Origin of the sequence: Leptolyngbya sp. BC1307, assembly GCF_002286735.1 — a bacterium.
Classification (GTDB): domain Bacteria; phylum Cyanobacteriota; class Cyanobacteriia; order Phormidesmidales; family Phormidesmidaceae; genus Phormidesmis.
Genome location: NZ_NRTA01000070.1, coordinates 1 through 14,232, shown reverse-complemented (window position 1 = coordinate 14,232; position 14,232 = coordinate 1). Strand labels below are relative to the sequence as shown.

At 52.6% G+C, this 14,232-nt stretch carries 12 protein-coding genes; 6 read left to right on the top strand and 6 right to left on the bottom strand.

Annotated elements, in window-relative coordinates:
- Positions 1-991: 991 nt before the first annotated feature.
- From tatA to CKL79_RS20575, 3 genes are all read right to left on the bottom strand, one after another.
- Entirely contained in the window at positions 992-1,183 is a 192-nt protein-coding gene (gene tatA / locus CKL79_RS20585) for a twin-arginine translocase TatA/TatE family subunit (RefSeq protein WP_121971423.1), read from the bottom strand.
- Between the two features lie 47 nt (positions 1,184-1,230).
- Complete coding sequence (locus CKL79_RS20580) at positions 1,231-1,665, bottom strand: retroviral-like aspartic protease family protein (RefSeq protein WP_170944140.1); 435 nt, start codon at positions 1,663-1,665, stop codon at positions 1,231-1,233.
- Positions 1,666-1,835: 170 nt separating this feature from the next.
- Positions 1,836-2,135 carry a hypothetical protein gene (locus CKL79_RS20575; RefSeq protein ID WP_121971421.1) on the bottom strand — a complete coding sequence of 100 codons (300 nt, stop codon included), beginning with the start codon at positions 2,133-2,135 and terminating at the stop codon, positions 1,836-1,838.
- Between the two features lie 437 nt (positions 2,136-2,572).
- On the opposite strand from CKL79_RS20575, the gene CKL79_RS20570 reads away from it, so the two are divergent.
- From CKL79_RS20570 to CKL79_RS20560, 3 genes are all read left to right on the top strand, one after another.
- The gene (locus tag CKL79_RS20570; protein ID WP_121971420.1) at positions 2,573-3,523 is read left to right on the top strand and encodes a LysR family transcriptional regulator; all 951 of its coding nucleotides are present in this window, start codon (positions 2,573-2,575) and stop codon (positions 3,521-3,523) included.
- A 67-nt stretch (positions 3,524-3,590) separates the two neighbouring features.
- Positions 3,591-4,580, top strand: coding sequence for a glycosyltransferase (locus CKL79_RS20565; RefSeq protein ID WP_121971419.1), 990 nt, complete (start codon positions 3,591-3,593; stop codon positions 4,578-4,580).
- A 295-nt stretch (positions 4,581-4,875) separates the two neighbouring features.
- The gene (locus CKL79_RS20560) at positions 4,876-6,372 is read left to right on the top strand and encodes a serine/threonine-protein kinase (RefSeq protein WP_170944139.1); all 1,497 of its coding nucleotides are present in this window, start codon (positions 4,876-4,878) and stop codon (positions 6,370-6,372) included.
- Here the strand turns inward: CKL79_RS20560 and CKL79_RS20555 are convergent.
- Entirely contained in the window at positions 6,369-7,181 is an 813-nt protein-coding gene (locus CKL79_RS20555; RefSeq protein ID WP_121971417.1) for an HAD family hydrolase, read from the bottom strand. The genes CKL79_RS20560 and CKL79_RS20555 overlap by 4 nt on opposite strands.
- 284 nt (positions 7,182-7,465) lie before the next feature.
- Here CKL79_RS20555 and CKL79_RS20550 point away from each other — a divergent pair, with 284 nt between their 5' ends.
- Positions 7,466-8,140: a hypothetical protein gene (locus tag CKL79_RS20550; protein ID WP_346427076.1), complete on the top strand. Its 675-nt coding sequence runs from the start codon at positions 7,466-7,468 to the stop codon at positions 8,138-8,140.
- Between the two features lie 98 nt (positions 8,141-8,238).
- On the opposite strand, the gene CKL79_RS20545 is transcribed toward CKL79_RS20550, so the two are convergent.
- Positions 8,239-9,549, bottom strand: a complete 1,311-nt coding sequence (locus CKL79_RS20545) for an RpoD/SigA family RNA polymerase sigma factor (protein ID WP_346427075.1) — start codon at positions 9,547-9,549, stop codon at positions 8,239-8,241.
- Between the two features lie 330 nt (positions 9,550-9,879).
- Here CKL79_RS20545 and priA point away from each other — a divergent pair, with 330 nt between their 5' ends.
- Positions 9,880-12,444 (top strand): primosomal protein N', encoded by a 2,565-nt coding sequence (priA, locus tag CKL79_RS20540; protein WP_121971416.1) that lies wholly within the window; start codon positions 9,880-9,882, stop codon positions 12,442-12,444.
- A gap of 220 nt (positions 12,445-12,664) precedes the next feature.
- The gene (locus CKL79_RS20535; protein ID WP_121971415.1) at positions 12,665-13,477 is read left to right on the top strand and encodes a fatty acid desaturase; all 813 of its coding nucleotides are present in this window, start codon (positions 12,665-12,667) and stop codon (positions 13,475-13,477) included.
- On the opposite strand, the gene CKL79_RS24015 is transcribed toward CKL79_RS20535, so the two are convergent.
- Positions 13,378-13,944 (bottom strand): hypothetical protein, encoded by a 567-nt coding sequence (locus CKL79_RS24015; protein WP_240519000.1) that lies wholly within the window; start codon positions 13,942-13,944, stop codon positions 13,378-13,380. The genes CKL79_RS20535 and CKL79_RS24015 overlap by 100 nt on opposite strands.
- Positions 13,945-14,232: the final 288 nt, after the last annotated feature.

Sequence of the window (14,232 nt, the reverse complement as noted above, 5' to 3'; positions counted from 1 at the left end):
TTTGTCCCCGTCATTCGACAGTTTATTCTAGAAAACGTAACAGAAGCTACTTTCGCTTGACCATAGTTTCGTTTTGCTGTCAATGCGTAACTCCTATTGGATATAAATCCCACCCTAGCGATATGAGTGGGCCTAGAAATCGGTAACTTTTGTTTCCAGTGTCCTGAGTGTTCAGGCATTGCCTTAGATTCTCATCAGCCTTTTCACTGGTTATGAATGACGATGGTTCGGTCATACATTCAGGCCCTTTGGGCTTTACTCATACACACGTGCTAGCCGGGTTTCCAGATTAGGCTTCCAGATACCGACGTTTAACCCTGCTTCATCCCATTGGCGCTAAACCGTTGAAATGAGGGCTATGCTGTCACGCCTTATACCGGGCGGATAGGACTAGCTTTCTGGGCTTGGTCAGAGGCATCACCTATAAGAGCATCAAGTTGTCATCTAAGAGAGATTAAAGTGCGAACTCCACCCTGAGTGGGTTATCTCTTAGAAGCCCTGCCTTATTAGCTTTTCAGCCTTTCGTACAGGAACGAATCGCACACCGCTGCTTCATCCGCTCTCGGGTACCGGAGCGAGTCGGGAAAAGTCCCACGGAGTTGCTCACTGGCCAGCCTCACCTACATTGGCTCGAACTCCTTGGTTTTAAGCGGTTCCAGAGAGCTTAGAAATTGAATCAATTAGTAGGCTGGGCCATCGACGACGGTGGTCTATTTTGGGCTGCGAGTGTGACCCAAAATCGGCGGTTTTTAAACCACGCCCGTTTTTGCATAAAACCTTCGGTCGTTTTATCCAATCTCGCCCATTACAACATTCTTGACAACCCTCGTTCTCAGTCTTGACGCTCCACTAGGCTCAAAATAACGTTGGTGTCTGGATGTTTTCGCCACCCCCTAAAATCGGGCTAAATTGAAACGGCGTGACAAGGCTTTCAGCGATCTCAGATCGGGGTGGCGAAAAACTAAAGACACCAACAAATAACGGATTGGCTCTAAGCAGATCCGCTATCGTCATCGCCATCGAAGTAGTCGTCATCCTCCTCGTTAGGCTTATCTATTTCTTCTTTAAAGCCTCGCAGCGTTTTACCGAGCGCTCCGCCTAGCTCAGGAATGCGCTTTGGGCCAAAGACCAAAACGGCAACCACGCCAATGATGACAATTTCTGGCACGCCTAACCCAAACATGATGCCGCTCCTATTTGCTGCGCTTTGCTCTGAACCATCATAAGCCTTTAAAAGGTACGCGCTGACATGATCGTCAAATAGGTATCGGCTGACTCAGAAGGCAGCACTCTCAGCGTTTGATTTTTAAGATCGGGCTCCAAGCCCAAAGATTCTAGAGGAATGACGCCAATCAGGGCACTTTGACCGCCCGGCAACTCTAAGCACTCAAACGTACCTTCCCGACCACATAGCAAAAGCTTAGCGTCTTGAAAAATACGCGCCTTGCTAACACCCGTTGCGGTGGCAACATCTACTTCTTTGAGCAGCTCCAAACCAAGCTGAGCGATTACTTTTGCTGGCAAACACAAAGTGGTAGCGCCCGTGTCTACTAAAACGTCTTCTAATGTGGTAAAGCGTACTTGGTCAGCAGGTATCAGCCCGCGCGAGGCATTGGCCTGGTCAACGCGATTTGTGATAGTCAGCGTGGTGAGTACCTTACCCATAGACTGTGATTTGCCTTCTGTGAACATACGGAGAATACCGTTTGGCTACTATAGGTTCATTATGCCAAACACCAGCCGTTGCCTCACAGATCGTTGACGCCTAAAGCCCGGATACTTTTATGGCAGTGGAGAAGAACAGAACTTGTTGTCTCTTCCACTGCTATGAGTGACTACTGCTGGTAGCGTTCCTCTAGCCATGCCCGCAGGTCGGCTTCAGAGCAACGCTCAACGCTGCGCTGAGTGATCGGGTCGTAAGCGCACCAGAGAACCCCGGCACGAGTGTTTTTTGTCCAGATGCGGATCTGCTGGCTATCGGTAAGCGAAATTAGCAGCCACTTGCCCAGTCGCTTTAGACCCTGGTTGAGGGAGTAGGCAGAGGGCTGAGGATGGGGCGGAAGCTGCCATAGCCGCTCTAAGTTTTGCTGATCGGCAGTTGGCGAATTGAGAGAGAGTTGGTTGAAGCTATTCACGATGAACCTCTTTTGTTTGGTCAGATAAACTTGGATGAAAGAACAATGGTGAGCCCGTGTCTCTCACGTTGGATTGAAGCAACCTAATGGGAAGAACTTGGGTACGACAGGAGAATGAACCGTGGGGGCATAGCGGGGATGCTGGTGCTTTCTGAAGGGTTCTGAGCCAGCAGGGGTGGTGCTGATAAAATGCTTCAAAGAACCGAATAACTAGAAGTTGAGAAAGGATTCATCTCTGCTGTTCTCGATATATCTACTTTAAGAAACCTGGGAAAAAGAGACAAAGCATTACATACATGGGCACTATGCAAGAAATAGATGCGCTGCCGTTGATGGAGTACGATAGCCTGAAAGCCTAAAGATATACAGCTAGAGCAGGCTTACACCGCTTAAAAAGAAACGTCTTGCCGGGCGCATTACCAACCCCATCTACAGCTATGGCCGGAAAACCCGCAAAAAGCCTCAATGACAAAGTCAAGCTATCTCAGCTAAGAGCGCTGGCGACGGTCGCGGCGACTGGTAACTTCAGCGAGGCGGCACTGGAGCTAAATGTCAGTCAGTCTACCGTCAGTCACAGCATTGCAGCTTTAGAAGAGGCATTGGGTGTCGTTTTGGTGCATCGGGGCCGTCAGGGTGCATCACTGACGCATGTGGGCACTAGTATCTTTGCTCAGGCTCAGCAGGTGCTCGGGCTGATTGATGAGATGGGGCGTGAAGCGGCTAGAGCCAGAGGGATTAAAGGCGGGCAGGTGCGAGTTGCGGCCTTTCGCAGTTTGGCTAGTGAGATTTTGCCAGAGGCGATCGCCGAACTCCATAAGCTCTATCCCACCGTTCAAGTCTCAATTACAGAATTTGACAGCAAGCGCGGGCTGGTAAACTCACTGCTCGACGGCAAAGCTGATTTTGCGGTTGCCGATTCGATTATTCAAGGTGACTTTGAAACTTTTTCCATCATGGAAGACCCTTTCATTGCATTGCTCCCACCTGGTGACAGCAGCACTGCCACCCAACCCCGGCAGCTCACCTGGGAAGATTTGCGAAAGCAGCCAATCATCACCTCTAGCAATGATTGCTGCCAGGTCATTCTCCCTTTTTTGCAGCAGTGTCAGCCCCCCATCGAAGTAGCCTACTTTATTGACAATGACTCCACGTCCGTAGGTATGACTCGTCAGGGTCTAGGCATCAGCATTTTACCGAAGCTCGCTGCCCAGCCAGTTCCCTCTGAAGTGCGCGTCGCCTGGCTTCCCTTTAGCGTTACTCGACCGCTTGGCATTAGCTGGCCAAAAGCGGCCCTGCTCACCCCAGCGGCCTATGCCTTTTTAGATATCTTCAAAGATTTATACGGCACGCAGCAGTATGGTGTAGAGCGGGATCGGCTTGCTAGTTAGATCTTTGGGCTGGCACAAAGCGCCGCCTGATCCCCTGCCAACGTCGCGTCAAATGAGCCGAACGTCCATGAGAAAGCTGCTGTTTTTGCTGCCCGGCACAACTCAACAGTTTTTCGCGGGTGGGCTGACCGCTGAACTGAAAACGCTCAAATTGGCTCAGCAGATCTGCGATGCCGATATCGTCACCTACCGGCAGGTTGAGAAGGATAGGCTGTTTTTAGATCAGGTGCTTGCCGACCAGCGCTACGAGGACTGCATTTTTGTGATTAGCTGGGGGTTTGATGTGCCTCGGCTGATTGAACGATTGGGCGATCGCCCCACTATCTATCACGCTCATAGCAGTGGCTACGGCTTTACCCTACCGGCTCGGATGCCGATTATTACTGTAAGCCGCAACACGATGGGGTACTGGGGTGAAAAAGCGCTGGGATCGCTAATTTATCATTTGCCAAACGAGATTTCACCCGCTTTTGAAAACCGTCAGCAGCCGCGAGATATTGACGTTTTAGTACAGGTGAGAAAATCGTCTGAATATCTCCTGCGGCAGCTAGTTCCGGCCCTGCAGCCGCAGTGCAACGTCGTCCTTTTAGACAGCTATGTAGACGATCTCGTCGGCCTGTTTAACCGGACCAAAGTCTATCTGTATGACTCAGCTGAATACTGGGGGCGCTACCGCCTGACCGAAGGCTTTGGTTTGCCACCGATGGAAGCCCTGGCCTGCGGCTGTCAGGTTTTCTCCAGCGTAAATCATGCCCTTGCTGACTATCTCGACCCCGGCTTTAACTGCCATAAGATCGCGGGCTATACCACCGGCTATGACACTCAGCGCATTTTGCAAACCGTCAAAAACTGGCAGGATGATCCCCAAACCTCGCCTGATTTTTTTGCGCCTTATCGGGCTGAGCAGCTACTGCCACGACTGCGTACCATTTTGCAGGAGATCAATACCTTTTTTGACTATCAGCCTCAGCAGCAGAGTGATATTCCGCAGCTGACTCGCCGTCGCATTGCCTATCTCACGCTCAAGCGCATAGCTGCCAAGATCAGGCGTGGTTAGCTGTAGCTGGCTAAGGCGCTGCAGATCCTACCTCATCGCTCAAGACGGTCCGAAGAGTTTGCGTCAGCTTCACACAGCAGGGCTGACATATTGACCAAAACATCAAGACTGGGCTGCAATCAATCAAGATAAGTTGTTACGATTGTTGGGGTATCGTGCATTCGACTCTCAGATGTCGAGTGTCTCAGTAGGATGAAACGGTCTACTGTCAGCGTCTACGAATTTAACTTGATTTTTGAGATTCCCCGAAAAAATGCTGGGAATACTCATTTTATGTTTCTCTTCAGCTACCAGCATGGCTTCTTCTAAATCGGCTGTCATTGAGCGCTTAGGCGATCGCTACGAAATTTTGCAGCCGATTGGCCAGCCTTTTGGCCAGCAGCAGCAGCTACTTGCCCGCGACCGACAGCAGCAGCGCCCGGTTGTAATCAAGTCGCTCACGGTAGAAGAAAACACGCTCCCTGAGGATATCAGCTGCTTTGAGCGAGAAATTCATCTGCTCAAGTCGTTGAGCCACCCGACGATTCCTCGCTATCTTGACTCTTCTACTGTCAATACGCCTGACGGTAAAGGGCTGGTTTTGGTGCAGACCCATGCAGGCGGTCAGACCTTAGCGGAACAGGTTTCTAGCGGGCAAGTTTATAGCGAGGCGACGATTAAAGCGATCGCTAAGCAGCTATTACAGAGTCTGATTTATCTTCACGGTCAGGGGTTGGTACACCGGGATATCAACCCTGAAAACATCACCCTGGTCACCCGCAATCTACTGCCAGGTCAAGCCTGCTGGCTAAACTTGGGCACGGTTCAATACGTTCAAGTGCAGCGCCCAGACACGCTAGTGGGTACCTATGGCTATATGCCACCTGAGCAAGTAGGCGGGGAGGCAACCTTCTCTTCAGACCTGTACAGCTTGGGAGCTACCCTGATTTATCTAGCGACTGGCTGCCATCTGGGTGAGCTGCCCGGACAGCGCCTTAGAGTAGAGTTTGTCTGCGCTGCCACCCGGCTTAGCCCCCGTTTTCAGCAGTGGTTAAATTGGCTGATCAAACCCTCGGTGAGCGATCGCCCTGTCTCTGCTCAGCAGGCCCTTTCCGCGCTGAACTATCTGCCCCTAGCGATGTCAAAGCAGCGGTTGCAGCGGCTCTGGCGTTCCCCCAAGGCCCGGGGGCCAGTCCCGATTGCCCCGAGCGCTCAGGCTCAGGCTCAACCTTTTTTCACCCAAATCAAATCGGCAAAAAAATCTCGCTCTTTTGAGCTGGTGGTACCCCCAGCAGGGTTGCGCTCTGTCTACTGCAAACGAGCTTTGCCGCCCCTGTTAGTGGGCGGCGCAATGCTGGCGCTGGCGCTCTATTTAATGACGCTACTGACCTTTTCTCCGGCCATGCTTACCAGCTTTAGCGGCCTGGCTGCTCTCGCTGCTGCCTGCTTAGGCATCGTCGGCTGCGTCTACAGTCTGCGTTTTCTCAGAAGCGGCCTTGCCCTGCTGGACAACGCGCTGCTCCGACAGATCTATATTCAGCTAGAAGCCGATGTTTTGCTAATTTCCTATAAGTACAGATGGCGATCGCCCGTTTATATCGTCAACACCAAGCGATCGGACATCTACAGCATCAGCGCCCTGCCCAACGGCGAAGCCCTGCGCATCTTAACCCATCAAAATCGCACCCGAGTCCGTTATAGCTGCTACAAACTCGCCGTCAGCGACGGAGCCCTCAGCCACCGCGATATCCGCTGGCTCACCTCCCTACTCAATGACTGGCGTCATCAGCCCGGCAGATGCGCCGGTAACTAGCTCAAAAAAACTGGCTCAGCTGTCTCTTGTCGGGCAGCAGTCACCAGATAATCTACCAGTTCAACAAAGCCCTCTCCTGCGGCGGCAGTCGTCAGGTAAGCCGGACGATGGGATAAGACTGGCAAATACTCAGCAATATTGGCCACCCCGACCGAATGTGAAAACTGTTCAGGATCGAACAAACTCTCATCATTGGGGCTATCGCCTACGGTGATGACTGTCTCCGCTGCAATCTGGGGAAACTGCCGCTGCATAACCTGCTGTAGCCCAGCAGCTTTATTTTGCTCAGTTATCTTGAGATGACACTGCACATTGCTGTAGGTAAAGCCCATATTATGGTCCGCGCAGGTGGCCTGCATCCAGGCTAAATCTGCCTCGTTGAGCCCGGCTACATCAAATGTCCAATCGGTAAGGCGATAAGAATTATCCAGAGCGGGCTGCAAGTGAGGGTAGCGAATCTTCAGATGGTCAAACAGCGCCGCTAATCGGTCGCGATGCTGAGCAATGTCAGGGATGTCGGGCAAGGTAATCGGCAACTGGATGCGTTTGTCGATGTAGAGGCCGCCGTTTTCAGCGATCGCCCCCACGACTACCGGTAGATAGTTCACCAGGGCGCTGACCCAGCCGAGCGATCGCCCCGTGACAATCATCACCGCGATCTCACAGTCCCGCAGCCGTTCAAATGACTGTAGCAACGCTGGCGTGAACTCTCCGGCAGTCGTCAGCGTGCCGTCCATATCGGTAGCGACCAGACGAATCTGAGAAAGCCGCTGGCGACTGAGCGCTGTGGTTAGCACCTGTGGCTGCATAGTCGTCACTTGCTCCCGGGTAGAAAATCATTCGTCCAGCCATCAACTTTGGCTACTCTTTAGCCTACTTGGGCAATCTAAACACAGTCAATCGAGCAGTCTCTTCTATGTCAACTGGCAACTCCGCAATCACCAGTACGGCTCAATCTGTAGATGGACCAACCAATGAGCTAGCAGACGGACTGCCCCGTGGTCTGGTCAACGGGCTGTCTCCTGCACCTACCTTCTGGGTGGCCCAAGCACCTGCCGCGACGCCAGCCTTGCCTGAACCTGCCAGTCCATGGATGTACACCTCCAGTGGACTGTTTGCGCTGCTAGTGGGTCTGGGAATTTTTTCCTACCTACAAAACCGCAAATTGCAAAAGCAGCTCAAATTTGAAGACTATAAAAACAAAGAACTACAGCGACGAGTCAAGCTGGCGATCAGCACTATTACCAAAATGGAGCGCAACCCAGATCTGATTCACTCGCGTGACTTTAACCTGGACTATCTGCGCATGCGGATGGAGGAAAAGCAGTTTAATTTTGCGATCGTTAACCAGCTCAAGATCAAGGTGAAACAGCGGATTAGTGAAGCGCTGCGACCCCAGCAGGCCAGCACTGGCATGGTTGGCATCGCCAGTAAACCGCGCCTGATTGACCAAATATTCGACGTAGAGTACACATCACCCAACGATCCTAAAAAGCGCAAGCGCGTTCTCTTTCGCATTCAGATCCGCTTGACCAAGCTACCCGCCCAGGCGACTTCTAACACGGTAGAAGACATCGTCAAGTGCATCGAAAATTTTCTCAATCCTCAAGATGAAGGCGGTTTTTGGCAGCCTACCTTGCAAGGCCGAATCGCCAACATGAAATGGGATCAAAAAGCCAAACCGACCCCGCTAATGGTGCTTGAGCAGACCAATGAGGGGGTAAACGTGACCTTTAGGAGTAAGAAAGGTAAGCGGGCGGCGCTTTAGAGGGTAGGAGACAGAATACAGTCGTCAGGAGACAGCTATGGACTGACGACTGACGACTGACAAGCTGCTGACGCTGGATGCCTACCCCAGCCTCTTCACTATTTCAGCCAGTTCTTCAGCCGCGAGGCCACCTGTGGTCGCCGTAGCTTGCGCATAGCTTTGGTCTGAATCTGGCGGACGCGCTCTCTAGAAAGCTGGAAGATGCGACCGACTTCTTCCAGCGTATGGGTTTCACCAGTGGTTAGGCCGTAGCGCAGCGCGATAATTTCTTTTTCGCGCTCAGTGAGCACCTCGGTGAGTACATCAGAAATTTCCTGACGCATCATCGACTCGCTGATTTGAGACTCGGGGGAGAGAGAATTGCCGTCTTCTAGCAGTTCCATCAGCTCGGTGTCTTCGCCTTTGCCGACGCGGTGATTCAGTGAGAGTGACTTGCGCTGTACCTGCTGCAAAATTCGCAGCTGGTCAGGCGACATATCTAATGCCTCAGCAACCTCAGCTTCGGTCGGGGTACGCTGTAACTCTTTGCGCAGCTCGCGGTGTGCTTTTTTGAGCTTGTTGAGCTTTTCTACAATGTGAATCGGTAGACGAATGGTGCGGGCATCGTTGGCGATGGTGCGGGTGATGCCCTGACGAATCCACCAGTAAGCGTAGGTAGAAAATTTGTAGCCCTTGTCGGGATCGAACTTTTCAGCGGCCCGGTTGAGGCCCAGTGCACCCTCTTGAATCAGGTCTAGAAAAGGGACGCCCCGATTGAGGTAGCGCTTGGCAATAGAAACGACCAACCGCAGGTTAGAGCGAATCATTCTGCGCTTGGCAGCGCGAGCCTTCCGCAGTTTTTGCTTGAGCTGATACTCGCTACAGCCGAACGAATCGGCCAGCTCGGCTAACGTTGGGCGGCGGCTGAGGCTTTCGGCCAGCGCCTCAGAGCGTTCCTCTAGTTCTACAATGATGCGTACCTGGCGGGCCAGCTCGATTTCTTCGGTGGGCTTGAGCAGGGGGTAGCGAGCCATCTCTTTGAAGAAGGCACCGACCGCGTCGTCGTTAGATGACTTGCTGTACCGGGAAGAGGCCGCCGCGAGATCGGAATACTGGACTGAGTACTGAGCTTCGTCTTCTGATGAATCGTCTTCTGATGAATCACCTTCTAATTCGTCATCATCAGCTAGAGCAGTCGCACCAGCGTACTGACCCGCATATTGACTCAGAGCTGACGCCTCTAGGTCATCTTCCCAGGCTGATGAGCTATCGCTTGTCCCTCTGACGGACGTATTAACAGGTGATGCAGCTTCCGCATCACCTGTTAGCTGACTGGTGAGGGTTTTGGAGGTGCCTGCAGACAGCGAAGCTGCTCGCTCACTCTGCGAAACTGAAGGACTGCTGATGTCAGAATTGTAGGGGACTGTCATATTTAGAATCAGGTTCACATCATGACGATTTTTCTAGGTAAGCTGGTAGTCCGTCTGTCGAACTGCGGCTTTTCTATATTCAGCTACGGCTTTTCTATATTCAGCTACTGCTTTACTATAGCAATCCTTGATCGGGAAACTAGGAGGATAAAGATTAGTTCAATTGCCCGGTAATCTTTCGCAATCCTTTGGAGGCTTTGCTTACCAGGTTTTTTATCTGTTTTGTAACGTTTCGTTATCTACCTTTACTCATTTTCAGGTTGACAGGGTATCGGGCAAGCCAACCATGCTTGATTTTCAACCATTCTCAATTTTTTGATTGCTAATCTTATGAGCGGGGCTGAGCAAGACTTATTAGGGGCGTGGGTGGAGGTGCTGGTTGACTGCCCGGGGGCTAAAGGGCTGTATACCTACGGCGTATCAAGGGAACTGGCAGTTACACCAGGAAATATCGTGAGCGTTTCTTTTGGCGCTCAGCAGGTTTGTGCGATCGCTATTCGCCTGATTTCTAAGCCACCTGAGGGGTTAGAGCCCTCATCGATAAAATCTATTGAAAGTATTATCAACACCACTTTCTTTAATAAAGAATATTGGCAACTATTAAACCGTGTCGCACGCTACTATCAGACACCCTTAATCAAGGTGGTTCGGACAACGTTACCCCCCGGCTTGCTATCTAGATCGCAGCGGAGAATTCGCCTGAATAAGCACGTCTCCGTAGAAACAATAGAGCGTTTGACTAACAGTCTTGGTGTCTCTAGATCGGCCGCGCAGCTAATAGCAACATTGCGCAACTCTCCTCAGGGAGACTATAGCTGGCAATACCTGCAGCGTCAGCTGCCAACGACCGCAGCCCAGCAAGCGCTGTATCAGCTTACCGAGTTAGGTTTGGTTGAGAGCTATCTGGCCTCGCCTCGTGCCCCCCGCGCTCAAAAGCGTCAGGCAGTTCTGCTAATCCAATCTGCTCGGGTTCCGGCTGCTGTCGATGGCGCTGCGTCGGCTCCGGCGAAACCCTCAGGAGAGGCGGCTAGTTCTGAGCTATCGGCTCGCCAGCGGGAGATTCTGATGAGTTTAGAGCGTCATGGGGGCGAACTCTGGCTCAGCGACGCGCTGCAACTACTAAGCACAACCAGTAAAACGCTCAAAAAGTTAGCAGACCAGGGCTATCTAGCCATAGAGCCACAGGAAGTACTGCGCTTAGGCGATCACACCTCAGCCCAACCCGATCGCCCCAAAGCCCTAACTGCTGATCAGTCCAAAGCCCTTGAAACCCTGCTAGCCATGCGTGGCTATGATGAGGCGCTATTGCATGGCGTGACCGGATCGGGAAAAACGGAGGTCTATCTGCAGGCGATCGCGCCCATCCTGAACGCTCAAAAGTCAGCTCTAGTACTCGTGCCCGAAATTGGTCTCACCCCGCAGCTAACTGATCGCTTTCGCAGCCGCTTTGGCGATCAGGTGTGCGTTTATCACAGCGGGCTTTCTGAAGGGGAACGCTACGATACTTGGCGGCAGATGCTCGCCGGTACCCCTCAGGTCGTGATTGGCACTCGCTCAGCGGTTTTTGCGCCGTTGCCGCATCTGGGCATGATCATTCTCGATGAGGAGCACGACAGCAGCTTTAAGCAAGACCGGCCTATGCCCTGCTATCACGCCCGTCAGGTTGCCCGATGGCGCGCTGAGCTAGAAGAGTGTCCGCTGATCTTAGGGTCGGCCACGCCCGCCATCGAAACCTGGGTGAGGTTCAAAGAGAAGCCCCATTACCTCTCTCTGCCGCAGCGGGTACATGCCCGGCCTTTACCCACAGCTGAGATTGTCGATATGCGCGAAGAGCTGCACCAGGGCAATCGCACTATCTTTAGCAGGGCTTTACAGCAGGCGTTGGAAGATCTTTTAGAGGCAGGCAACCAGGGAATTTTATTTATTCATCGGCGGGGGCACAGCAGCTTTGTCTCCTGTCGCAGCTGCGGCTATGTGATGGAGTGCCCTCACTGTGATGTTTCGCTGTCCTTTCATCAGCCCCACCAGAATGCGGGGGCCAGCTTGCGATGCCATTACTGTGGCTACGCCCAATCGCATCCGCCCCAATGCCCAGACTGCGCCTCGCCCTACCTCAAAAATTTTGGCAGCGGCACGCAGCGAGTGGTCAATGACCTGGCTAGGTATCTACCTCAGGCACGCTGCATTCGCTTTGACAGTGATACGACGCGCAATAAAGGGGCGCACCGAGCGTTGCTGACCCGCTTTGGGCAGGGTGAAGCCGACTTGCTGGTGGGTACCCAAATGCTGACTAAAGGCATTGACCTGCCGCAGGTGACGCTGGTGGGCGTGATCGCAGCCGACGGTCTGCTGTTTATGCCAGACTACCGGGCAAGCGAACGGGCCTTTCAAACCATGACGCAGGTGGCGGGCCGGGCCGGGCGGGGCGAGCAGCCGGGGCGGGTGATTGTGCAAACCTACAGTCCTGACCATGTGGCCATTAAAGCGCTGATGTCGCCGGAGCAGACTGGTTTGTCTGAGACTTCGGCGGATGTCCCGGGGGGATATGAGGCTTTTTTGACGGCAGAATTGAGCGATCGCGCTGCTTTGGAGTACCCGCCCTACGGCCAGCTGGTGCTATTGCGGCTGAGCGGGCTAGACGCCAGGGTGACGGAAATGGCCGCCGAGCGGATGGCAGCTAGCCTGACTGACCATCTGTCTAATTGGGATAGCGGTCTCTATGAAATGATGGGGCCAGTGCCCGCTCCCGTCTTTCGCGTAGCTCGTCGCTACCGCTGGCATATTTTGCTCAAGCTCAGCCTCGATGCCGATATTCCCGATCTGACTCAGCTGCGCAGCGCCTGCCCAAAAGGAGTCAGCCTTACGATTGATGTCGATCCGCTGAACTTGTCTTGAAGCTGGCATAGTGGTTTACCTGAATTCAGCTACAGAGCCGTAACGTGTAGCTGCTCAGTAGCTTCTGGGTCAATAATTGCTCAGGAATGCTAAAAAGTTTTGATAAAAGAAAAATGTCCCTGGTTTTTGTGATTCTATAGGGTGTGATTTCTGTGATTTTATAGCTCACTCCTATCAGGCAGGTTCCATCAGACAGATCTATTCTTCTCTCACCTGGCTAGTGCCCTACCGTGGTATCGCGATCGCTGTTTTGATCTTGCTGACCTGGGCCATTAGCTTTTTGACGGCTTTTATCGCCGGTGCTCAGGCTATCGGTGCGACCGGCTGCATCCTGCTCATTCCCTGGTTTACCTTTTTGTACACTGGGCTTTTTGTCACGGGTCACGACGCGATGCATGGCAGTATTGCTCCGACCCGGCCCCGGCTCAATCGGGCGATTGGCGAGCTGTCGCTGCTACTCTACGGCCTGATTCCCTACGACAAGCTCTATCAGGCTCATGCGGCTCACCATCAGGCTCCGGCTAGTCAGCTCGATCCTGACTTTCACAATGGCAAACACATCCATGTGGTTCTCTGGTATTTCCAATTCATGCGCAGCTATTGGACGGTGCGCCAGACGGTGGGTATTGCCATTATCTATAACGGATTGCACCAAGTTATGGGGGTGCCAGAGGCAAACCTGCTAATGTTTTGGGCGATTCCGGCATTGCTTAGCTCAGTGCAGCTATTTTACTTTGGTACCTATTTAGTTCATCGCCATCTGCCCGATACCTACAGCACCGCCCTGTGTGCTAACAGCACCTACTGGCCAGCGCTGATCTCTTTGATCACCTGTTACCATTTTGGCTATCACCGTGAGCACCACGCTTTTCCTGAGGTGCCCTGGTGGCAGCTACCGCAGACCTCGTTGGAGTTTTCGGCTCAGGCCGTTGATCAGCTAGAGGTAAAATATAAATGTGTCAGCAGTGGCAAGGCGTTGGATATTACTAACAGACCTTTGGTCCAGCGCGATCGCACCCTTCTAAAAACATAAAAGCTCGCCATCAGCATCAGCCCTTGCTCGATCGGCCCGACGATGCCGCCATAGTGATTCCTATCCCAGTAAGAAACCGAGCTCTCGAAGCGAAAGTCGCTCAGCGGCCAGAAATGTCGGTGGGCGTCTTCATGATGTACCGGCAGATCTTCCAGGCAGTGCAGCAAAATGCTGCCAAACAGCAGAGCAATACCTGGCCGCTTGAAATAGAGCATCAGCCCCAAACCTAACAGCGCCAGCGGAATAGAATTGTAAAAGTCGAATAGGGTCTGCCAGAAGGGTCGATAGTATTCGACGCGCCAGATTTGACCTTCAGGAATATCGGTTGTCAGCTTGATCCCAAAATAAAAGCCAAACATGGCCAGATCAGGAATCAGTGCGCCCCAGATAATCAGCGGGTTCCACTGCGGACGGTCTTTACGGTTGAGCAAGGCCAGGTTGAAAATGGCGTGGGCCGGTGTGTTCATACTGTCAGCTTTTAATACTGTCAACCTGTCGGAGCGAAGCTGCAGACAGCAGCGCTACGCTTAAAGCATAGACCCTACTCCTCCGGTCCTGATGAAACTTGGCCCCTCAATTGCTCTATTGTCGCTGGTCGCTTTGGGCGGCACGCTAGCGGCAACCAATCCTACCGAAGCAGACTACGCCGAATATCTCTTAGGAGTTACGCATTGACAGCAAAACGAAACTATGGTCAAGCGAAAGTAGCTTCTGTTACGTTTTCTAGAATAAACTGTCGAATGACGGGGACAAAG